19 protein-coding genes are annotated in these 23,784 nt (G+C 36.1%); 12 read left to right on the top strand and 7 right to left on the bottom strand.

Annotation, left to right across the window (positions count from 1 at the left end):
- The first annotated feature begins 37 nt into the window (after nucleotides 1-37).
- From galK to ACNART_RS10755, 8 genes are all read left to right on the top strand, one after another.
- Complete coding sequence (galK, locus tag ACNART_RS10790) at nucleotides 38-1,198, top strand: galactokinase (RefSeq protein ID WP_198620782.1); 1,161 nt, start codon at nucleotides 38-40, stop codon at nucleotides 1,196-1,198.
- Nucleotides 1,198-2,268 carry a galactose-1-epimerase gene (gene galM, locus ACNART_RS10785; RefSeq protein ID WP_198629859.1) on the top strand — a complete coding sequence of 357 codons (1,071 nt, stop codon included), beginning with the start codon at nucleotides 1,198-1,200 and terminating at the stop codon, nucleotides 2,266-2,268. The genes galK and galM overlap by 1 nt, the downstream gene beginning before the upstream one ends.
- 183 nt (nucleotides 2,269-2,451) lie before the next feature.
- Nucleotides 2,452-3,462 carry a substrate-binding domain-containing protein gene (locus ACNART_RS10780; protein ID WP_198620780.1) on the top strand — a complete coding sequence of 337 codons (1,011 nt, stop codon included), beginning with the start codon at nucleotides 2,452-2,454 and terminating at the stop codon, nucleotides 3,460-3,462.
- Between the two features lie 322 nt (nucleotides 3,463-3,784).
- Nucleotides 3,785-5,419 (top strand): sodium/sugar symporter, encoded by a 1,635-nt coding sequence (locus ACNART_RS10775; protein ID WP_368927672.1) that lies wholly within the window; start codon nucleotides 3,785-3,787, stop codon nucleotides 5,417-5,419.
- A 257-nt stretch (nucleotides 5,420-5,676) separates the two neighbouring features.
- On the top strand, nucleotides 5,677-7,713 hold the full coding sequence (locus ACNART_RS10770) for an IreA family TonB-dependent siderophore receptor (protein WP_368927673.1): 2,037 nt from the start codon (nucleotides 5,677-5,679) through the stop codon (nucleotides 7,711-7,713).
- 113 nt (nucleotides 7,714-7,826) lie between these two features.
- Complete coding sequence (locus ACNART_RS10765) at nucleotides 7,827-8,684, top strand: alpha/beta hydrolase (RefSeq protein WP_232799455.1); 858 nt, start codon at nucleotides 7,827-7,829, stop codon at nucleotides 8,682-8,684.
- Between the two features lie 398 nt (nucleotides 8,685-9,082).
- Entirely contained in the window at nucleotides 9,083-10,249 is a 1,167-nt protein-coding gene (locus tag ACNART_RS10760; protein WP_109371020.1) for an MFS transporter, read from the top strand.
- A gap of 228 nt (nucleotides 10,250-10,477) precedes the next feature.
- Nucleotides 10,478-11,056 carry a DUF1287 domain-containing protein gene (locus tag ACNART_RS10755; protein ID WP_232797532.1) on the top strand — a complete coding sequence of 193 codons (579 nt, stop codon included), beginning with the start codon at nucleotides 10,478-10,480 and terminating at the stop codon, nucleotides 11,054-11,056.
- A gap of 476 nt (nucleotides 11,057-11,532) precedes the next feature.
- Here ACNART_RS10755 and ACNART_RS10750 read toward each other — a convergent pair whose 3' ends face one another.
- A complete protein-coding gene (locus ACNART_RS10750; protein WP_109371014.1) occupies nucleotides 11,533-11,916 on the bottom strand; it encodes a YkgJ family cysteine cluster protein in 384 nt (127 codons plus the stop codon).
- A gap of 406 nt (nucleotides 11,917-12,322) precedes the next feature.
- The gene (locus ACNART_RS10745; RefSeq protein ID WP_075670926.1) at nucleotides 12,323-12,667 is read right to left on the bottom strand and encodes a DMT family protein; all 345 of its coding nucleotides are present in this window, start codon (nucleotides 12,665-12,667) and stop codon (nucleotides 12,323-12,325) included.
- 398 nt (nucleotides 12,668-13,065) lie between these two features.
- Between ACNART_RS10745 and umoC the strand changes: the two genes are divergently transcribed.
- A complete protein-coding gene (gene umoC / locus ACNART_RS10740) occupies nucleotides 13,066-13,470 on the top strand; it encodes a lysozyme inhibitor LprI family protein (protein WP_100159051.1) in 405 nt (134 codons plus the stop codon).
- A 123-nt stretch (nucleotides 13,471-13,593) separates the two neighbouring features.
- Here umoC and ACNART_RS10735 read toward each other — a convergent pair whose 3' ends face one another.
- The 5 genes from ACNART_RS10735 to ACNART_RS10715 all read right to left on the bottom strand — a co-directional run bounded on the left by ACNART_RS10735 (nucleotide 13,594) and on the right by ACNART_RS10715 (nucleotide 21,025).
- Complete coding sequence (locus tag ACNART_RS10735) at nucleotides 13,594-14,298, bottom strand: LutC/YkgG family protein (RefSeq protein WP_198620776.1); 705 nt, start codon at nucleotides 14,296-14,298, stop codon at nucleotides 13,594-13,596.
- A 1-nt stretch (nucleotide 14,299) separates the two neighbouring features.
- Entirely contained in the window at nucleotides 14,300-15,721 is a 1,422-nt protein-coding gene (locus tag ACNART_RS10730; protein ID WP_198620775.1) for a LutB/LldF family L-lactate oxidation iron-sulfur protein, read from the bottom strand.
- Between the two features lie 12 nt (nucleotides 15,722-15,733).
- A complete protein-coding gene (locus tag ACNART_RS10725) occupies nucleotides 15,734-16,453 on the bottom strand; it encodes a (Fe-S)-binding protein (RefSeq protein WP_099659343.1) in 720 nt (239 codons plus the stop codon).
- 119 nt (nucleotides 16,454-16,572) lie between these two features.
- On the bottom strand, nucleotides 16,573-18,099 hold the full coding sequence (locus ACNART_RS10720) for an L-lactate permease (protein ID WP_109371008.1): 1,527 nt from the start codon (nucleotides 18,097-18,099) through the stop codon (nucleotides 16,573-16,575).
- A 1,765-nt stretch (nucleotides 18,100-19,864) separates the two neighbouring features.
- Entirely contained in the window at nucleotides 19,865-21,025 is a 1,161-nt protein-coding gene (locus tag ACNART_RS10715; protein ID WP_198619700.1) for an MFS transporter, read from the bottom strand.
- A 299-nt stretch (nucleotides 21,026-21,324) separates the two neighbouring features.
- On the opposite strand from ACNART_RS10715, the gene ACNART_RS10710 reads away from it, so the two are divergent.
- The 3 genes from ACNART_RS10710 to ACNART_RS10700 all read left to right on the top strand — a co-directional run bounded on the left by ACNART_RS10710 (nucleotide 21,325) and on the right by ACNART_RS10700 (nucleotide 23,697).
- On the top strand, nucleotides 21,325-21,615 hold the full coding sequence (locus ACNART_RS10710; protein WP_196533439.1) for a putative quinol monooxygenase: 291 nt from the start codon (nucleotides 21,325-21,327) through the stop codon (nucleotides 21,613-21,615).
- A 246-nt stretch (nucleotides 21,616-21,861) separates the two neighbouring features.
- Nucleotides 21,862-22,761 carry a DNA-binding transcriptional regulator YafC gene (gene yafC / locus ACNART_RS10705; protein ID WP_349442975.1) on the top strand — a complete coding sequence of 300 codons (900 nt, stop codon included), beginning with the start codon at nucleotides 21,862-21,864 and terminating at the stop codon, nucleotides 22,759-22,761.
- A 357-nt stretch (nucleotides 22,762-23,118) separates the two neighbouring features.
- A complete protein-coding gene (locus ACNART_RS10700) occupies nucleotides 23,119-23,697 on the top strand; it encodes an NAD(P)H-dependent oxidoreductase (RefSeq protein WP_311747482.1) in 579 nt (192 codons plus the stop codon).
- Nucleotides 23,698-23,784: the final 87 nt, after the last annotated feature.

Here is a 23,784-nt window from a genome sequence, read left to right as displayed (position 1 = left end):
TAGAATATATTACTTAATTTTAAGCTAAGGATTTATTATGCAGGCACTTATTAATAATGTGACTCGTTCATTTTCATCTATTTTTGGTTACGCACCTACACATTTTATTCAAGCGCCTGGTAGGGTAAATCTTATTGGCGAACACACTGATTATAATGATGGGTTTGTTTTACCTTGTGCAATTAACTATCAAATGGTCGTTGCCGCAGCAAAACGAGAAGATAATATTATTCGTGTCATTGCTGTTGATTACCAAAATGAAGTTGATGAATTTAGCCTCGATAATACCATTGAGTTTTTACCTAATAAAATGTGGGCTAACTACGTTCGGGGTGTTATTCATTTTCTACAACAAGATAACTATTCTTTTCATGGTATGGATATTGCGATATCCGGAAATGTCCCTCAAGGCGCAGGGTTAAGTTCTTCTGCTGCGTTAGAAGTCGCCATTGGTCAAACGCTTAAAACACTTTATCAATTACCTATTAGCCAAAAAGAGATTGCATTAAATGGTCAAAAAGCAGAAAACCAATTTGTTGGTTGTAACTGCGGCATTATGGATCAGCTTATTTCGGCTTGTGGTGAAGAGAATCATGCACTATTAATTGATTGTCGTTCATTAGAAACGTCGGCAGTGACAATGCCCGAAAATATGGTTGTGATGATTATCAATACTAATAAAAAGCGTGGGTTAGTTGATAGTGAGTACAATACTCGTCGCCAACAGTGTGAAGAAGCCGCTCAGATTTTAAATGTGACTGCATTAAGAGATGCCACATTAGAGGATCTACTTGCAAAAAAAGCATTAATGAGCGACGTGGTTTATCGTCGGGCACGCCATGTTATTACTGAAAATAGCCGTACATTAGAAGCGGCTGACGCCTTGCGTGAAGGGGATTTAACAACATTAAGTCAACTGATGATGCAATCACATCACTCAATGCGTGATGATTTTGAAATTACAGTCAAGGAGGTTGATTCATTGGTTGAAATTGTTAAATCGGTGATTGGTGATCGTGGTGGTGTAAGAATGACTGGTGGTGGATTTGGCGGTTGTGTCGTAGCATTAGTGACACCAGATTTAGTTGATAAAGTCATTGACTCTGTTAAGGCGCAATACGAAGCTAAAACGGGATTAAAAGAAACTATCTATGTCTGCTCTGCAAGCCAAGGAGCGGGCTATTCGGAGGCAAAATAATGGCGACTAATGAGCTTCGTTTTCTTGAACCTGAACAAATGACAGCACAACCCGCATCAGATGGAAAACCTGCGCAAATAGTAGTGCTTAAAAATCGTTTTGGTATGTCTATCTCTTTAATGGATATTGGTGCGACTTGGTTAACCTGTATTGTACCAGTTAATGGATATCGTCGAGATGTGTTATTAGGCTCGGCGGATATGAATGCCCATAAACAACAAACTGCATATTTAGGTGCAACGGTTGGGCGTTTTGCTAATCGCATTGCCGGGGCAAAGTTTGTATTAGAGGGGCAAGAATATAAAATTAGCGCGAATGAAGGTAAAAATACCTTACATGGTGGTAAGCAAAACTTTAGCCATCTTCGCTGGGGGATCACCGCGCAATCTTCTCAATCTGTCACTTTTTCACTAATTTCAAATGATGGTGACCAAGGTTTTCCCGGCACTGTAAAAGTAAGCGTGACCTATACACTGACAGATAATAATGAAGTGTGTATTGATTATCAGGCGATGAGTGATAAAACGACACCATTAAGTTTAACTAATCATGCTTATTTCAATCTTGCGGGTGAACATACTGCGCGCACTGCACTTGAGCATGATTTAAAAATCTGTGCGACTCATTATTTAAAAAATGGTAAAGGCAATATTCCTACAGGTGAGTTTGCAAGCGTCATAGGGACAGGGTTTGATTTTCGTAAATTAAAGCGTGTTGGCCTTGATTTTATGGCAGGTGAGTGCCAAAAAGCCGCAAATGGTTACGATCATGCGTTTATTTTAGATAAGAAAGCGATTGATGATAAAACCCCTGTTGCGACGGTGATTGCTCCTGAAGGCGAACTTAAAATGGATGTTTTTACAACCATGCCTTCTGTGCAGTTCTATACAGGTAACTTTCTGGTAGGAACAAGAGGAAAGAGTCGTCATTACGGCAATTACTCAGGGTTGGCATTAGAAACACAATATTTCCCAGATGGTCCTAATCATCCAGAATGGCATGAAAACCAAGGTATTTTACCTGCAAATACTTCGTGGAATAGCCAAACAATCTATAAGTTTTATTCGTAACAACAAAAGGAAAGTGTAAACGCTTTCCTTTTCACTATTTATTTGATCTTTTTACTTTTTAAATTTCCCTTCTTCGCTGATAATCAAGCCACTTAAATTCTATTACTCTCTTTTTTCTTTGTTTGTAGATTAACGGTTCGTTATTTCTTAACCATGAATAAAGGTGATCCATAAGGGGTGGATATGGCGACTATCAAAGATGTAGCGAAAGAAGCGGGTGTTTCTGTCGCGACTGTATCTAGAGTCATTAATAACTCGCCGAAAGCAAGTCAGACATCTATTGAAACCGTTAATGCTGCGATGCAAAAGCTAGGCTATCGACCTAATGCAGCAGCAAGGGCTTTGGTTAGCCAAAGTACGCAAACTTTGGGTGTTTTAGTGCATGACGTTTCTGATCCCTTTTTTGGTACACTCGTTAAAGCGGTTGATAACGTTGCAAGACAATCAGGGAAACACATCTTGGTCTGTAATGGTTATCATGATGCTCAAGATGAGCGACAATCTATCGAGTTATTGATTAATAGTCGCTGTGATGGTCTGGTGATCCATTCAAAAGCACTCTCTGATGAAGAGTTGCTGGCTTATGCTCAAGAAGTTAAAAGCATGGTATTGATTAACCGTTTTATTCCTGAAATTGCCGAACGTTGTGTCGCTTTAGATAATTATAAAGGGGCATGGATGGCAACAGAGCATCTTATTCGCCAAGGTCATACTAAAATCGCATATATTTCATCTACTCATCATATTGAAGATACAACTCAGCGTCTTGCTGGTTATAAAGCTGCTTTAGATGCTAATAATATCTCATTGCCAGAAAGCTATATTGAGTATGGTGAGCCTGAAGGTGAAGGCGGTGAAAAAGCAATGATGCATCTACTAACGAAATCTATCGATTTTACAGCCGTAGTGACTTACAACGATTTTATGGCCGCTGGGGCTTTATCTGTTCTTGATGAAAATGAAATCCCTGTGCCTGAAAAAATCTCAGTTATTGGCTTTGATGACGTATTAATTGCACGCTATATTCACCCTCGTTTAACCACGGTGCGTTATCCCGTACAAATGATGGCAGAACAAGCCGCAACACTCGCTATCAGGCTTTCTAAAGGTGAAGTGCTTGAACAAAAACAACGTATTTTTTCGCCAACATTAGTTCAACGTAATTCCGTTTTTAATCTTAGTCACCTCTCTTAATTACCTCATTTGCTTTTTAATTTAATCGATCCTCTTAATGGTTTTTACATTAAGAGGTCATACTTAATTAATTTGTGTAATCGTTATCATTTGTAGGGTTTTTTCAACGATTATTTTAATATCTGAAATTTATAAAATAAAACTATCATCGTATTTTAAGCTTAAATTTTGCTTTGCTCGTTATGCTAATTGTTCGTTTTCCTGTTTTATGATCCATTTACGTAACATAAGCGATAAATTTGTGAACAGAGTAACGGAAAAAGATTGTGAAAACGTTTACATTAAAATCCTATTCTCTCTATGGGTCTGAAAGGAAAATATTATGCATACAGAAGGTGTTGGGTTAAGCACAATAGACTATGCAATTTTTGCCCTCTATGTCGTCATCATTATTAGTCTAGGATTATGGGTTTCTCGTTCAAAGGATGGTGAGAAAAAAGGAACAAAGGACTATTTCTTAGCAGGTAAAACCCTTCCTTGGTGGGCAATTGGTTCTTCGCTTATTGCTGCTAATATTTCAGCAGAACAATTCATTGGTATGTCTGGTTCTGGTTTTTCCATTGGTCTTGCTATCGCTTCTTATGAATGGATGGCTGCACTGACATTAATTATTGTTGCTAAATACTTTTTACCTGTTTTTATCGAAAAAGGTATTTATACCATTCCAGAATTTGTCGAGAATCGTTTTAAAAGCCGTAACTTAAAAACCATTCTTGCCGTATTCTGGCTGGCATTATTTATCTTTGTTAACTTAACATCGGTACTATATTTAGGTTCATTGGCATTAGAAACCATCCTTGGTGTACCAATGATGTATGCCATTATTGGTTTAGCATTATTTGCTGTTGTCTATTCACTCTATGGCGGACTCTCTGCTGTTGCGTGGACAGACGTGGTACAAGTATTTTTCCTTATCCTTGGTGGCTTATTTACCACTGTATTAGCAGTCAGCTATATCGGTGGAGATGGCGGGATTATGGAAGGTTTGAGCAAAATGACACAAGCCGCACCTGATCACTTTAAAATGATCTTAGAAAAAGATAATCCGCAGTTTATGAACTTGCCGGGTATCGCGGTGCTGATTGGTGGCTTATGGGTGGCTAATCTTTATTATTGGGGCTTTAACCAATACATTATTCAGCGTGCTTTAGCAGCTAAATCCATTAATGAAGCACAAAAAGGGTTAGTGTTTGCTGCATTCTTAAAACTGATAGTGCCTGTTCTTGTGGTTGTGCCGGGTATTGCTGCATTTGTTATTACGACTAACCCTGAATTAATGGCAGGTTTAGGTACAATGGCACAACAGCATATTCCAACGTTATCACAAGCAGATAAAGCTTATCCTTGGTTAACTCAGTTCTTACCAGTAGGTGCAAAAGGTGTTGTTTTTGCTGCACTTGCCGCTGCAATAGTTTCATCTTTGGCATCTATGCTTAACTCTATTGCGACTATTTTCACGATGGATATCTATAAAGAGTATATTGAGCCAAAAGCTTCTGAAACCCGTTTAGTGAACGTGGGTCGTATTAGTGCAGTTGTTGCTTTAATTATTGCTTGCTTTATTGCACCATTATTAGGTGGTATCGATCAGGCATTCCAATATATTCAAGAATATACAGGCTTAGTCAGCCCAGGAATTTTAGCGGTATTCCTGTTAGGTTTGTTCTGGAAAAAAACGAATGCAAAAGGCGCAATCATTGGTGTGGTTTTATCTATACCGTTTGCATTATTTCTAAAATTAATGCCATTAGGTATGCCATTCCTTGATCAAATGATGTACACCTTTATGTTTACTACTGTTGTGATTGGTTTAGTGAGTTTAACCTCGACTAAAACTGATGACAGTGTAGGGGCGATTGCATTAACAGATAAAACCTTTAAAACACAAAGCGGATTCAATATTGCTTCTTACGCCATTATGGTCATTTTGTGTGTGCTTTACGCCGTATTCTGGTAATAGCAAGAGTGTAATTTGTTAATTTTCTAAATCTAAAAATACCCTACAAAACGATACAAAGCAGATGGTTATGCCATCTGCTTTTTTTGTGCTCAAGATCCGCTATTTCTGTACTTAATCGGAATAGCACTAATTTGCTTTGATGCAGATTAAAAAAAAACACTAAATATGAAAAGAAAATCATTCTCATGAATATTTGATTAAGATAATATTAATCATTCTCATTACTATAACCGTTATTAATTCAGGGAACTGCTATGAACTTTAAAATGGGTGTTTTAACAGCCTGTATTTTATCTGCCTCTTATCCGCTGTATGCACAAGAAAACAAAGAAGAAAAACTTGTAGTATCAGCATCAGGGTTTGCTCAACAAATTACAGATGCACCAGCAAGTATCACCGTGATCAGCAAAGAACAACTCGCTAAAAAGCCCGTTCATGATTTAGCTGACGCCGTAAAAGGTGTTGAAGGTGTTAGCATTAATGGTAATGCTAATAAACAAGAAATCACCATGCGTGGTTTGCCTGGTGAATACACACTTATTCTTGTTGATGGTCGTCGCCAAAATAGCCGTGAGTCGCGCCCTAATGGGAGTGGTGGTTATGAAGGTGGTTTTATTCCACCAGCAGATGCGATTGAACGCATAGAAGTTATTCGTGGACCAATGTCATCTCTGTATGGTTCCGATGCAATGGGTGGTGTTATCAATATCATCACGAAGCCAGTAACAAAAGAGTGGCATGGCTCTGTTGCACTTGGCGGTACATTGCAACATAACCGTGATGCAGGCGATTCCATTAATGGTGATTTTTATCTTTCAGGACCTTTAATTGAAGATAAATTAGGCTTACAGCTTTATGGCAGTAGCTATTTACGTGCTGAAGATAAAATCACTTATGGCCAAGGTCGTAATGACAATAAAAATATTACGGCAAAATTGGCTTTCACACCGACTGATAATCAAACCATTTTATTAGAAGCGGGTCGCAATACGTTACAACGTACAACGACACCAGGTAAATCCATGAGTGAATTTACTATCCGTGGTGGAAAAGCGGATGAAAATAAAATGCTGGAAACCAATAATGACCGTAATCACTGGGCATTAACCTATAAAAATCAGTTTGATATTCTGCATTCAGAATTAAGTGTTTATCAAGAACAGACTAAACGCATCACCAAAACAGAAATGATTGATAAGGTGACAAAAGAGCGCGAGAAGTATTATGAAGATCGCCGCCCTGAAATTACCAATACTGTTTTTGATGCGAAATTTACTGCATTCTTGCCTGATAACGTGATGACTTTTGGTGGTCAATATCAATATTCACGTTTAAAAGATGAATCATCCACTGGCTCTGGTATTAAACAATCCACCATTACCGCAGATCAAAAAGCGTTATTCCTTGAAGATGAATATAGCGTAACAGACAACCTCGCATTAACTGGCGGTGTGCGTCTTGATGATCACGAATATTACGGTAATCACTGGAGCCCAAGAGCGTACGCCGTTTATCATTTAACGGATGAATTCACCTTAAAAGGTGGTGTAGCTAAAGCCTTTAAAGCACCAAGCTTACGTGAAATTAGCCCAGAATATGGCACTTCAACAGAGAAAGGTCGCGCGATTATGTACGGTAATCGTGATTTAAAACCTGAAACGTCTGTTAGCCAAGAAATTGGTATTGGCTATGATAATGGAGATGGTGTTACTGCAAGTGTGACGTTCTTTAATACTGATTTTAAAGATAAGCTAACTAACTACGACACAGGCGAAATAGACCCAATTACGGGTTTAAAACTGTATCAATACGATAATGTCGGTAAAGCGAATATTAAAGGGATTGAAACCGCGGTTGGTTTCCCAATTACGGAAAGTTGGCATGTCAATGCAAACTACACCTATATCGATTCAGAACGTAAAAGTGATGATGAAAAATTAGCATCAGGTGAATCCTTAAAAGGCTATCCATTAGATTTAACACCAAAACACAGCGCCAATGCACGAGTTGATTGGCAGTTTGACGAAGCAACCAGTTTTTATGCCAATACCGCTTATACTGGTAAGCAAGTTTGGGCGGCACAACGTAATGGTTACACTGGGGCACGTTATCGTAGTGGGTACACAACCTTTGATTTAGGAATGACCTACAACTTTAATAAAAACACGATGTTTAATTTTGCAGTATTAAATATTACAGATGAAACAGGTCCTGCTGTAAATGATAAAGGCGGCAACTGGGTTGTCGATGAAGGTCGTCGTTATTGGGCAAATATTAAATATAGCTTCTAATCGAGCCCAAATTTAAATAAACCCCGTTAAGTATGGGGTTTATTTTTTTATGCCTCTCTATTATTTTCATCTTAATGGCTCACTTTTTAAATTACCGACAGAGTATCTGATTTATGCGAATACTAATGTTATGTGGAATGATTATGTTATCTGCGGTGGCTCAAGCTAGACCTAACCAAGAAGTTCCTGAAATTGAGTCTCAGGCTCACTCTTATTATCAAATTACAAATAAAGAAGTGGCATATGAAGGAAAACAATATCGCCTCTTTCTTGCTATTCCTAAAAACGCCACTAAGACAACGCTAATTTATAGTGTTGATGGAAATGCCCAGTTTCCGTTGATGATAAACGAAGCCATAAAGCAGAAAAACAAACCGTTGCCTGCGATTATCAGTGTGGGGTATGTGGGGGATAAAGCTTATTTTATTACAGAGAGAACGCATGACTACACGCCGAGTGTAAAAGGAGAGGCATTTAGCCGAGGTGGAAATGCAGAAAATTTTTATCAATTCTTCTTAACGCAAGTAAGGCCTTATGCGTTAGAGCAACTCGCTAAAGAACACGTTTCGATCACTCAGCAATCTTTGTTTGGTCACTCCTTTGGTGGCGTGTTTACCCTCTATGTTTTATTCAATCATCCAGAAACATTTCAACGTTATATCGCAGCAAGCCCATCATTATGGTGGGGAAAAGGCGAATGGGTGAAACAAGAGCAATGGCAAGCTATTCCTAATGATATTTCTATTGCAATAACCTTGGGGGAAAAAGAAGAAAAACCAGATTTAAGCCAATTAAGTGAAGAACAACAGAAAAATTATCAAAAGCGTAGTAGCTGGTTAACGCAACGTCAGTTATGTCAATATTTATCGGAAGCGGGAAAACAGTGTGAGTTTTATCTGTTTGAGGGCAAAGGTCACGGTGGTTCAATTCCTGATGCCATTAAAATTGCTTTAGAGAAAAGTGTGGAATAAACAAAAGTATCTCTTCATTTTTAGCTATCCTATCGAGTAACGATAGGATAGTAATGAATGTTTATTATTTTTATTTTATTTAGCACGTATTTACTCATAGTCTTCTTAATAAAAAATACTTATCATTTAATAAAAATAAATATTAGATTAGCGCTATTTCTTTTTGGTGGAAAAAGACGATAATCATGATTGATATAAATAAAATTGTTTTCTGACATTAGATTTTATAATTTTATTTATCATCATTTAAACGCTATATTCGCGTCTCCTGAATTTAGGAACGCCATCCACTGTTTTCACCTTTGTTTCTTTTATCTTTCCTAGATAAAAGAACCGCCTCTATCAGGCATCGAGAAAACAGCGCATCATCAACCGTTTTGACTGTGGAGACGAGGGTAGTGAAACAGAACACTACTTTGGTACGCAAAGGCGACAGTACATTAGTACCTGTGGCTGGGTTAACGGTATTTGCTATCGCGTCAGGCTATTTAATGAGTTTAATTCCACTGTCTATGAGCAGTTTTGGAATGGATACGCTCTATGCCAGTTGGTTAGCAAGTATTTATTTTATTGGATTATTAATAGGTTCAGTCATGATAGAACCTATTATTGCAAGAATAGGTCACAGTCTTTCTTTCGTTGTATTTTTATTATTGTTGGCAGTGACTGTCGGTGTGTTGCCTTTAATGCCTTATTTATCAGCATGGATGGTTTTCCGTTTTATTGGTGGTATGGCGGTTGCAGGTATATTTGTTGTTGTCGAGTCATGGTTATTAATTGGCGATAATCCTAAAGAGCGAGCTAAACGCTTAGGTTTTTATATGACCTCGCTTTATGGCGGCACAACATTAGGACAATTGGCGATTGGTGCAATTGGTACGCAAGGCGCTATCCCGTTTATGGCGATATTAGTTTTATTACTCATTGCCGTATTACCGCCTCTACTTTTTAAACAAGGGCAACCACAAGGGCACTCTCATAAAAGTTTATCACTCAAGCAGATGAGCCGATTAAATAAAGCCGCTTTAGTGGGCTGTATGGTATCTGGCGTTGTGATGGGTAGTATTTATGGCATGATGCCATTGGCTTTAAATCAAGGGCAATTTACAACAGACCAAATAGGTGTGTTGATGGCAGCAATTATTTTAGGCGGAATGGTGATCCAGCCTATTATTAGCAAATTGTCTGTGATGATCAGCAAGACACTGTTATTAGCGATGATGTGTTTAGTGGGCGTTTTTGCCATGGGACTGACTTATCTTTCTAGCGATTATATGGTGCTTATTATTGCACTAGCGCTATTGGGAATGTCTTCTTTTGCACTTTATCCTATCGCTATTACATTGGCATGCGATCATGTGAACGCGAGTTACATTGTCGCTATTACACAAGTGATGCTATTAAGTTATAGCATTGGCTCCGCTATTGGGCCTTTAGGGGCGGGAATGTTTATGGCGCAAGCCAATAACGGCATTATGAATTTCTTCTTTGTGGTGTTATTAGTGACGGCAGTTTACATGCTGTTTGCAAGTTTACGCCGTAAAAGTCATATTGTGTTGAACTAAACTGTATTCTCTTACTTTTTCTCTTTCTTATTTTTTTCCCTTATTTATCAGCCGAGCTTACCCTAAAGGTGGCTCGGTTTTTTTATCTCTACTCTAAAAACGGCTCTAAAAACGAATTAAGACTTCCCTGATATTTTTATGCTGTGCTTTATCAGTATAAACAGATAATGTTATTTCTTTCTTAAATAATGGATTTAACTTTTTCATGGAGAACATACAGTGAAAATAATGGGAATTACTGTTTTACTCTTACTCATTACTCCCTTTTCAAGTGCACAAGCGCTAACTTCAGAACAAAATAAAAAGCTGGTGGAGTATGCGGCTAACTTACCAAGAGCCGTATTTTACGACTCTGATTATCGTAAAATAGACTACCCAATGGGGGACGTGCCTGCTTATAAAGGAGTCTGTAGTGATGTGATTATTCGTAGTTATCGTGGGATTGATATCGATTTACAAAAATTATTACATGAAGATATTAAAGCAAATTTTTCTGCTTACCCAAGTAAACGAATGTGGGGATTGAATAAACCCGATACGAATATTGATCACCGTAGAGTTCCCAATTTAGAGGTCTTTTTCACACGAAAAGGAAAAGTAAAACCGATTACAAAAAATGCCGAAGATTATGTGCCAGGCGATATTGTTAGCTGGCGTTTAGATAATGGGCGGCCTCATATTGGAATTGTAGTAAATAAGAAAAGCGGGGATAACCAACGCTATCTAGTTATGCATAATATTGGGTTTGGACAAGTCGCAGAGGATGTCTTATTTTCATGGAAAATAACGGGGCATTTTACTTACTAAATAGATAAACGAGGAAAGTTTGGGTATCTGGTTTTTTATAAAAAATAGAATAAAAATAATAACAGGAAAAATAAATCTAGAATTTAAACGACAAGTAAAATAATGCCCATACTGATTTTATGTAAAGTATGGGCATTATTTCTGGGGAAGAATATTTTCATCAGAAATATTCATAATCATTCCTCTAAGCCACCGAGTAACATACTAACGACAGCAGTAGAACAGATAAAAGAAAGGAAAAGGATAAAAAAAGAGCTACTGATCATAATACCCTCCAAATATATCGCTATTTTTAAATAAAAAACCTCGCTAAACACACGTTATTAATTCATTACCTTATATACTAGGTTATTTAAAAATAAAGTCAAACTAACGTATTATTTAATAACAATTTTTTGCACTGTTATTTTATTTTTTATAAAAAAGCGTGTTGGGTATTACTAAATAATCAGGAGGGGCTTAACCCCTCTGATGTCTTACGCGCTGTGAGGTAAGGTGATATGAGTTAATGGCGGTAAACCATAAGCCGCTCTCGCACGATCACAAGCTTCATTAGGAATGCCATTTACCCAAGATTGTTGAAACTCACGACAAGGAGAAGGACGTTGTTCGTAGATAGAACAGCTTACACACTCTCCAACTTCACCAATCAGTTTGTCACAGCGTGGTTTTTTAGAATTTGTTCCTTTCATGCAAGAGAGAAAAGGCGTTAATGGTTCTGTTAATTCATCTGGAACCACACCGCCACCACTTACCATTTCAGCCCAATAGAACGAAACTCTAAAATAGGCGCAACAAGCACCACAATGCATACAGGGATTATCCTGCATATAAATAAAATCGTTAGAATGTTTGCTCATACCAGATACCATTTTATCTGACGTTAAAGTGACAAAACGCACGTTTTAAGGGTGCGGTAGTTTAAGAGAGGCAAAAAAAGACAGAGAAACGATGCTTCTCTTAGAGCAATCATTATGCGCCGAATGAAAAATATTTTTCAAGAGAAATGTTTCTATATATAGAATATTTTTATTACAAAACAGACTATTATTTTGGAAAAAAAATCTGAGTAGACTATATAACTTAATGGTAAGTGATGATGTTATTTAATCCTCCGTAAAAATCACACTATAAATAGTATTAAAAGTAATCAGAAAATGAGATTTCGAATAAAAAAAGCCTTATCAGTTTTGATAAGGCGATAACAAAATAAGCGTAGATAACATGCTGTAAAAATGAGCTAATGATATCTACTAATCGGTTTTTCTAAAAAGGGCCTTTAAAAATAAATAAAGCACCTGCACCAATTAAAAGAAAACCAATAAAATGATTTAATGTAAAATTTTCTCCCAAGTAAGTGACAGAAAAAATAGCGAAAATAGTTAATGTGATCACTTCTTGTATGGTTTTTAATTCTGCTGCACTGTAATAATTATGACCAATGCGATTTGCGGGTACAGCAAAGCAGTATTCAACAAATGCAATCAACCAGCTTAAAATAATGACAACAATAAGGGGTTTATTGCCATATTTTAGATGTCCATACCAAGCAAATGTCATAAAAACGTTGGAAATTATAAGAAGAATAATAGGGGTAAATTTGTAGAACATATTAGTGGTACCACTGGTCGTTTTTAGGCAAAAATTGCCAATAAGAATAGTATGAGATTACTGCAAAAAAAGAGGGTTTTCTATTGCTATGCTAAGAAAAAAAATAGTGAAAACTAAAATGGCAGACTTTTTTCGATATAAGAAAGTTTGTTATTTTATCAATTAAATGCAAAGTTAAAGTAGTAAATGGCTATTTTTAAAATTATTGGCTGAATTTCAATCTATTGATATTGTGTTAAATAATATTTTCTTATTATTAATCGATTGAAATTTAAATTTATCAAGTAAGATGCGATATGTCCTAAAATGAAGCTATTCGCACTAATAGATATGATATTAGTTATTTTATACATTATGTTAAACATAAATTTTATTATAAATATCTATAAGGAATTCGCGTGAAGATAAGTTTATTTCTGATCTCTTGTAGTTTACTTACAGTGAGCTTTTTTTCTTCAGCACAAGGTAAATACGATCCTTTAGCGAAATGTTATGAAGTGACCGCAAACGAGCCAAGAACCGCTGTGCAAGCTTGTTTATTGGATGAGTTAAAACTGACAGAACAGCAAATGAATGTCATTTATGACAAAAGTAAGAGTGATCTTGAAGATACTGATTCTGTTGCAGCGAAAAGTGCCATTGATGCATTAGCCAGTTCTCAGCAGCATTTTATTCAATTTAGAAGCGCTGAATGTCAACGACAATCCGCATTATTAATGGGCGGTTCTGGGGCAGGAGATGTTTTACTCGCATGTGAAATAAAATTAAATCAATGGAGAGCAAAAGTTTTATTAAATAATTAATTGGTAAATAATAGAGAAAAACCCAAAAGCCATTAACTTATCTTTTGGGTTTGATTTAGGCGTCGATGATCGACTCTGACTGTTAGCTATTTTGTTATCGTTTTAACGTTATTTTATCTTGAATTAGCAATCTTCAATAATAAGATAAGCTGCATGAACAGGGCCATGAACCCCCCATACTTTAATCAATTCAATGTCAGCAGTGGAACTTGCACCACCAATTAAATTGATACAAGACGGCATTCTCACACCTTCTTGAGCCATCTTATGTAAACGCTCAGCAATTTGAGCCACACGAGGCAAAATATCGCTTTTACGTAGGATCACAATTGAGGTTTCAGGTAATAAACTCACGGCACGTCCTTTCTCTGGAGACGAAAATAAAACAATTCCACCAGATTCCGTTAATCCCGCTTCAGCAAAAACAATTCCGATTTGAGAGCGTTCAGCATGAACAATATTTTCACGCCCAAGTGTAGGATCCCAAATATAAGTTTCGTATTTTTCGCTAACCGCTTTTGTGATGCCAAGTGCATCTAAACGCTCATCACCACTTATTACCACCGAGCCTTTACAATCATAACTTTCACATAGCTCAATTAGGCTATTAATAACTTCATTCGGTTTGCTAACAACACATTTCACCATTTGAGTCTGTGCAAAGTCCGTAAACTCTTTGCACAGTTCATCTTGAGTTAAATTAGTTAAGCGTGTTTTCGCCAAATCATTCACTGGTGTAGGCTGCGGCTGTGGCTTATGCGCAATAGGACGTCCTAATTTTTCAGCAATAGTTTGCAGAAATTCATTACGATTTTGTTCGTTTAACATATTATTTTTTTCCTTCTGCTTTATGGCGTTTAAACCAACTACGGAAGCTATAACCATCTGGTTTAGGGAGATCACGTGATTCCATCCAATCATTAAGAACACTAATTTTGATTGGTGTAGAACCATTTTTGATCATTAATCCCGCCATTTTTGCACCGACATTCATACCCACTTTCCAAAGGGCAGGGTGTGAATTGAGGTAGTTAAACATACCTGTCACTCGACGTTCTGCTTTTGGTGTAAGGCCTGTTTCTGCCATCACACGGCGATGTTTTAAAATCAGTTGTGCTAAAGGAATTTTGACTGGGCAAACTACATTACAAGCGTTACATAGCGAACATGCATAAGGGAGATCGTGGAAATCTTTATAACCCCCTAATAATGGTGAAATTACCGCACCAATTGGACCAGGATAAATTGATCCATAAGCATGACCACCAATATTACGATAAGCAGGGCATGTATTTAGGCAAGCACCACAACGAATACAACGTAAAATATCTTTAAATTGTGAGCCTAAAATTTCAGAACGACCATTATCGACAATTACTAAATGGAACTCTTCAGGGCCATCAACATTGCCTGCTTCACGTGGACCTGTCACCCAAGTGTTATAACTGGTTAAACGTGAGCCAACGGCACTACGACATAACATGGTTATCAACGGATCAACTTCTTCAAAGGTAGGAGCCACACGTTCCATACCCATAACCGCTATATGGGTTTTAGGTAGTGTTGTGGTCATTCTTGCATTACCTTCATTGGTGACTAAACAGACAGTACCTGTTTCAGCCACGGCAAAGTTACAGCCAGTGATACCAATATCAGCAGAAAGGAAATCTTGTCTTATACGTTGTCTAATGAAAAGCGTCATATCTTCTGGCGTTTCACTGCCTTCATAATTGAGTTTTTCATTTAAGACTTTGCGAATTTGATAACGATCTTTGTGGATCGCTGGAACCACGATATGAGACGGTGGATCATTATCTAACTGAAGAATATATTCACCAAGGTCAGTTTCGATGATTTCAATGCCTTCATTTTGTAAGGCTTTATTCATCCCAATTTCTTCGGTGACCATCGATTTAGATTTTACAATCTTCTTCGCATTTTTCTTTTTGGCAACTTCACAAATATAACGAGAGGCATCTTCTGCTGTTTTAGCAAAATAAACATGGCCTCCGTTTTCAGTCACTTTTTCGGATAATTGATAGAGATAAGCATCTAAGTTTTCAAGAACATGGTTACGGATTTGTTCAGCGCGATCACGCCACTCTTCCCAATTACCTAGCTCCTTCACCATGATTTGACGGTTAGCCCCAATGCGTTCTTGCGCCATAACAACCGCATTACGCATGATTGTGTCTTTCATTTCATGTTCTAGACGAGGTCTGAAATCTATATCACTGGTTTTGATAGACATAAGCAGGCTCCCTTATTGGCTCATTAAAACTTGTGCAATATGCAACACTTTTACAGGACGTTTTTCACGACTTAAACGACCTTGAATGTTGATTAAGCAGCTTGTATCGGCACCAATGACATAATCAGGACTCACATCCATAATATGTTTGACTTTTTCAGTCACCATTTCGCCTGAAATTTCAGACATCTTCACGGAGAAAGTTCCCCCAAAGCCACAGCAGGTTTCTGAGTTTGCAAAAGGTAACATTTCAAGACCTTCAACATGTTTTAACAGCGTTAAAGGCTCACTTACGACACCTAATTTTCTGGTTAAACTGCAAGATGGGTGATAAACCGCTTTACCTGGCAGACGAGCCCCAACATCGACAACACCAAGGGTGTTAACAATAAAGCTGGTTAAATCAATAAGGCGATCGGCAACACCTTGTGCCCGTAATGCCCATTGTGGTTCATCAGCAAGATAAGTTGGGTAACCTTTAATGGCATAAGTACAGGAGCCTGCGGGTGAAATAATGGGATAGTCGTTCACTTCCAATGTTTCAATTAACGATTTCATGGCGGGTTTTGCGTTATTAACATAACCGCTATTAAGCGCAGGCTGACCACAGCAACCTTGGCGTTCCTGAAATAAGACTTCGCAGCCTAATTTTTCAAGTAACAAGACGGTGTCTCGGGCTGAATCTGCTTTCAGCACATCACCAAGACAGGTCGCATAAAAATTAACTTTCATTAATCGAACTCCAAAACATCGCTCAGATGTTATTATTTTTACTAAAGATAAAATTCTTTTATTGCTTCGTTATAAGAGGAGAAGTGAATGGAATAAACACGCTCACTTCTCCTTATTAATTAGTTCATTAGATGATAAATAATACCGATCTTCGCCCCAAGAATAACAATGTAGGCAATACAGTATTTTAAGGTTTCACGCATAATGGCACTGCTTTGTCCATCCATTTTTGTCGCTGAAACAGCAATGGCGATACTTTGAGGTGAAATCATTTTACCGCCCGTTGCACCAGAGGTATTGGCAGCGGCCAGAATGAATGGGTCAATATTAAGTTTAGCGGCTGCACTGGTTTGTAACTTACCAAACAGTACGTTAGAGTTGGTGTCACTACCTGTTACGAACGTTCCTAACGCACCGATCACTGGGGCAATAAAGATAAATCCTGCACCTGTGAAATCGACTAAGGTTTCAGCGATACTGCCAATCATGCCACTGAAATCCATGACAGTTGCCATCGCTACGATTGCTGTGATGGCAATAATTGAGTTTTTCAGTTGGATAGTCGTTTTAACCAGAACAGAGATAAGTGTTGAAACACTTGCGCCTTGAATGGTTCCCCCCACAAAGCTGGCGAGAATAATTAATACCCCCGGTGTACTTAACCAAGCAATGGTTTGATATTCCGTTTGTGTTTCACTTAATACAAATGGGATCTTTGTGGAAATCGCACTCGCCATGCTTTGGAGCGTAGGGAATAAAGGTGAACACGCTAAAATAAATATAAAAGTAAACAGATAAATAGAACTTGCTACTAACAACTCTTTGCCAGTATGTTTTTTGACATTTTTCTGTTTATCACCACTATTTTTCATGCGTTTAGCAAGGAAAATAACCACAATTAAGCTGACTAAGCTACCTGCAAACGCTGGTAATTCAGCACCTAAATTAGCTGCAACGATATATTGAGGGATCAGTGTACTGATACCACACATTAAGGTAATAAATCCGACACCTTTAATCGCTTTAATTCCGCCACCAGCAATGGCAACGATGACAAAAGGCAATACGATATTAAATAATCCCAACTGAATAATAATCGTTTTACTCAGTACTAATACATCAAGCCCAGTATTTTGCGCCAAAATTGAAACTGGAATACCGACTGCACCAAAAGCAGTAGGAACTGTATTGGCAACTAAAGAGGCAACTGCTGCTTTAAAAGGATCAAATCCAAGTGCAATTAAAATACCGATAGGAATGGCAACCGCAGTACCATAACCCGCAACAGCTTCAAGAAAGCCACCAAAACACCATGAGATAAGCAGAACTTGCACTCGCTTATCATCACTTATGCCAGCCAGTACATCTTTAAGGACATCCATGCCACCTGTTTTTAGCATTAAGTTATAGCTATAAATGGCAGCAAGAATAACGATGATGATTGGCCACAATCCTTTAACTGCGCCATAAAGGACAGAGACTGAAGCAAATTGAATGGTGTTGTTCCAATGGAAAATAGCAAGTGCAACAGTTATCACTAAAGATACAAGCACGGCATGGTGAACGGCTGATTTCATTTTTAAAATCATAAAAATCAAAACCGCTAAAGGCACAATGCCTAATAAGAATGATAGATAGTCTGACATGATTATTTTTATCCTTAAGTTTGCAATTGTTATCGTTTATAACTGCGTTGGCAAACCTATAAGTTGGTCATTATATAATTGTGTAGGGTACTAGGTTTTATTAATGCTCTACTTTGCTGAAACGATAAATCATAAATAAAAAAAGATAGTTACTAACCTAAACAATGAAAGATATCATCACTTAGGAAATTGTCAGGTTAGATTAGTTGGCTATTGTAGGGAATATTTATTGATATGTAATAGAATAAAATCAATTGTGTGACAAATATAAAAAAATTCCTTTTTTCTCATTATTTGCTTGTTAATTGTCGTGTTTTTTGACGCTCATCAATGTAATTGCATTGCTAATGTTGTTGTAAAATTGGTTTTTGATGAAAAAAAGAACGATATTGATGGTTTTAGCTATGTAATAAAAAGATAAATTGAAGTCTAAAATGCCATTTTTAGGGTAAAAAAAGACCATCAACCCCCAAAATAAACATAAATTAAATTAATGAATTACTTTTTTACCTATTTTATTAACAAATAAACTAAAAATTTTTTATTTCGATATTTTATTGTTATAAATTTTGTTGTCTTAATAATTTAAATTATCGTTTTTTTATTTTTATAATACTTTATTTCATTATCAATAATATTTTACTTTGTATTTTTAATATTTTATTTTATTTTGTTTTTTCTATCTTGTTTTAATGTTTAGTGTTTTCTTTATTTTGTTTTTTTTATTTCTTGCCTATTCTTTACGTGTTTTTTATTTATTAAAATATATTTATTTTTTTATTTCTAATTTATATCTATTTTTATCTAGTGTGAAAATAAATTGTTATCATTGATTTGTTTTTATTTATTCTTAATATAATAATTTTAATTATACAAAATTAATATTATTATATTAACTGTTTAAATGGACTTTAATATGATTTTCTCATCAATGATTAACTTCTTTTTGTATCCAGAGGCGCACAATTACTCGCTTTCAAACTATATTTAATTGTAATACAAATCAGTGGGATAATGGAACCATGATAAGAAAAGTAAATAATAAATGAGAATGGTTCTTCCTAATGTTCCTCAATTAAAGATATGATTGAAGTGATCTTGATCGTATTGATAAAAGTAAAAAGTCTATTTTTTTTATTCTTTATAAATAAGAAAACGTGAAATAAATTCTATTTAATAATAGGAAAATATTTATTTAAGGGGATTTCTTACCTTTTTAAAAGTGTTTAAGTTGACTGTTATAGAACAAAGATAAGATATGAAATATTTTTGAAGTAATAGTCTCATTTTTAGGTGAAATATTAATTTCATCTAGATAATTGTCATACAAATATTCAAAGTAAAAAAGGTGATTGAAAAGTGAGTTTACAGATAATTATTTTCGATTCAGCTACGTAATAATCTCTAACGGAATATTTTCTTTAGTGTGTAAATGTGTTGCTGCCTGTTTTAGCTCTATAAGCTTATCTCACAATAAGTGACATTATCCTGAGATTATTATGGGAGTATTAATAGTGAAAAGATTATTTTCATCATTAAATAGCTCTGTTTTGATAATGGAAATCAGCGATTATGTTAGCGATGTTTTAGGATTTAACATTTGACGCCATCCATAAACGTTGAAATAAGTTGGCAAAAACAAACAGTTTGTCTGATATTGGTAAAATTGTTTACATTTTATTGTCGACGTTGTTACACATGAAAAAAAAGAACCAAAGTGTGAACTAGGTTCATTTTTTAGTGAGTATGAATAGGGCGTTAAAGACTAAGCCAAGCTTCTTTGTGGTTCTCTTTTCACTTTATATTGAGCAAAAACCAGTAATAAACCAATGATCCCAACTAAGGCCGCACTTAAAGGGACAATGTTGTAACTGTATTTTAAAGCAACTCCGCCAATAACGGCTCCAATAGCGTTGCCTAAATTAAATGCACCGATATTTACTGATGAAACTAAACCCGGCGCATCATGGGCTATCTGCATTGTTTTTATTTGCAGTGGTGGAACAAGGGCGAAGCTCGCCACACTCCAAATAAAAAGAGTGATAATCGTTAAGAACAAATGATTTGAAACTAAGGGTAAAAGGATCATTGATAAAATCAGTAATATAAAAAACATCACTAATGTTCTATCAATTCCTTTTGCCGATAACTTACCCCCTAAGTAATTACCTACGGTAAATCCTAATCCAATCACAACAAGTAGCATTGCGACATCGCTTTCGCTGATATGAACAATATTAATAAGGAAAGGGGCGATGTATGTATAAAGAGCAAAAAGAGCAGAGGCGCCAAATACGGTAGTCAGTAGTGCTAACACAACAGGTAAACGAGTGAGTACTTTTAATTCATACTTGATATTAGGCTTGTTTCCTTTAGGGATCGTAGGGAGCAGCATTAATAAACCCATCAGTGTCACAACACCTAATCCAGAAATAAGAACAAAGGCTAAACGCCAGCCATAAACTTGACCAATCCAAGTAATAAAAGGAACACCGATCAAGTTTGAAAGAGTTAATCCCATAAACATAGCGGCAACGGCAGCAGCTTGTTTATGTTTTTCAACAAGACTTGCGGCTACTACTGATCCAATACCAAAAAAAGCACCATGATTAAGACTCGTTATTAGCCTTGCAACCATTAATCCCCAATAGCTATCAGATTGTGAGGCGAATAAATTGCCTGCAATAAAGAGCAATAATAGGAAAATTAAAGCATGTCGTTTTGTTAATCGACCTAAGCCCAATGTCATAATAGGAGCGCCAACCATAACACCGACAGCATAACCTGTAATGAGGCCACCTGCTGTTGTGATCGAGATATCTAGCCCTGAAGCAATATTAGGTAGTAATCCCATTGGTGTAAATTCAGAGGCTCCTATTGCAAATGCCCCAGTAGCCAGAGCTAATAAAGGGAGAAAGGTTTTCATAGCGCATCCTAATAAGGTGAATAATAAATTTGAAATTTAATAGGGTGCTAGTGTAATGAAGTAAAAAAATGCAATAAATAATGAAAAAAACAATAGACTATTGCTTTAATGGCAATAATGATTGTGGTGTTTATATTATTGAATTGCTTTTTAATAAAAATAATAATCATTATGACAATAACAATCTCAGCAACTTATTTTTGCCTAAATGTAAATAATGAAATAAAGAATTATGCTAGAGTAATTTCAGGTTGTTATTTATTTGTCATTTACACTTATGTTGGAATATAGGATTTCATATGAATAATGTCAGATTAATTGCCACAATTGTGGCAAAAGAAAATCATGAAAATGAAGTGTTATCTGCTTGCAAAGCAATGATAAAACCAAGCCATAAAGATGAAGGATGTATCCAGTATGAACTTCATAAGGATACCACTCAACCAAGAACCTTTATTTTCTTTGAAATATGGGAAAACCAGAGCGCTATCGATAAACACAATGAAACAGCACATATGAAAGCGTTTGTTGAAAACCTAAAAGATAAAATTGAATTATTAGATATCAAATTTATTGAAAAATTAGCCTGATTTTATTTACCCTCCGTTAATGTGTCTTATTATTTTAAATAAAAATTTTATGTTTAAACCATGATTTAAGCAGATGTACATTATGTATATCTGCTTATTTTTTAAGTAGTAACGCTTATTTATACCATTCACACTATTTACAATAACTCACTATTCTCCCCTGATTATTAACTTAATTGCAATAATAAAAAAATGTCCGTATCCTTAAATCCCAATATACTACCTAATAGCACTGGGACTTATTGTATGAAAGCAACGTCAGAAGAAGCGAGAGTATTCGTTGAAGTTGTTGAACATAAAAGCTTTACAAAAGCAGCTGATAAACTGAATCTGGCTAATTCAGCCGTCAGCCGAACAGTGAAGAAATTAGAAGATAAATTAGGTGTTAATTTACTGAATAGAACGACCCGCCAAATTGATCTTACCGTAGAAGGTGAACTTTATTTTCAGCGAATGAAAGTTATTTTGCAGGAAATGCAAGCCGCTGAAAATGAGTTATATGGCACACAAAATTCACCTAAAGGTTTACTGCGTATCGATGCGGCAACTCCTGTTGTATTACATTTGTTGATCCCTTTTATTTCTATTTTTCGCCAACAATACCCTGATATTATTTTGTCATTAGTCTCATCAGAAACTTTTGTGAATTTAATTGAGCGTAAAGTGGATGTGGCCATACGAGTTGGCCATTTAACAGACTCAAGTTTACGTGCTCGCCCTTTATTTAATAGCTATCGTAAAATTATTGCTTCGCCAAAATATATAGAGCGAAAAGGAATTCCGACAACAGCGCAAGCATTGAGCGAACATACTTGTTTAACATTTACTGAGCCAGTTTCATTAAATACATGGCCTTTAGAAATCGAAAAAAATGCATTAATTACGGTAACAGAAGGGATATCTTCAAACAGTGGCGAAACATTAAGGCAATTATGCGTGAGTGGTGAAGGGATTGCTTGTTTATCTGATTTTATGGTGAATAAAGATATTCAAGAAGGCAAACTAGTTGAGCTATTTAGCGATAAATTACAATCTATACCATTACCTTTTCATGCTGTTTATTATAGTGATCGCGTGGTGAGCCAACGTATCCGCGTTTTTATTGATAGTTTAACTCAATATTTATCTGACACATTAAAGCTGTAACTTTTAGCGCACTAATGTCCTTAATTTCTTACAGTTTATCTTAGTGTGATAGTAAGACGATCCTATCAGATTAGAAGATATTCTTATTAATGTTATAACAGCCAACGGTTTAACAAAATAGCCTGAGCAACAATAGACTTTTGCCTAAAAAGCAATAATCTCTATTATTAATATACCCAATCGTAAAAGTGGTCTATTTTAGTTTTTTATTCTTAATTATCTTTGATAATATTTAATATTAAGAAAATAATCCTGAATTTTAATTTTTTATAGATTTTAGTGTTGCGTGCGAATTTTTTTATTTCCTGTTAAATTAACTCTATTAAACGTATCGCAAGAGAAAATTTAGGAGTTGGCATGAATATTTTATTGATTAATGGTGGTCAAAGCTTCGGTCATTCTGCTGGTCAATTAAACCGTACACTACATGATGTTGCTGCTGAGCATTTAGTTACATTAGGTCATAGCGTTAAAGAAACCCAAATAGAAGATGGCTATGATATTGACGACGAAATCGAGAAATTTCTATGGGCAGACACCATTATTTATCAAATGCCTGGCTGGTGGATGATGATGCCGTGGAAAGTAAAAAAATATATGGATGATGTGTATACATTTGGTCATGGCAAGTTATATGAGAACGATGGGCGTACGCGTCGTGATCCTAAAAAGCAATACGGTACAGGGGGGCTGTTACAAGGTAAGAAATACATGATCTCTGTAACGTGGAATGCGCCTGTTGAAGCCTTTAATGAATTTGGTAATTTTTTTGATGGCAGAGGTGTTGATGGTGTTTATTTCGCTTTCCACAAGTCACAACAATTTTTAGGATTATCTCAATTACCGACTTTTATGGTCAATGATGTTATTAAAGAGCCAACGGTTGAGAATGATATTGCTGAATATAAAGCACATTTAACTCACGTCTTTGGTTGAGTTTATTTATTCGTATAGCCGTTTGGAACATACATAAAACACGTTTAAAGGTCACTATGATAGAAGACTAGTGACCTTTATTTTTTC

Source organism: Proteus sp. LHD240705 (assembly GCF_047921555.1).
Lineage (GTDB): Bacteria > Pseudomonadota > Gammaproteobacteria > Enterobacterales > Enterobacteriaceae > Proteus.
This window is presented reverse-complemented; position numbering and strand designations above follow the sequence as displayed.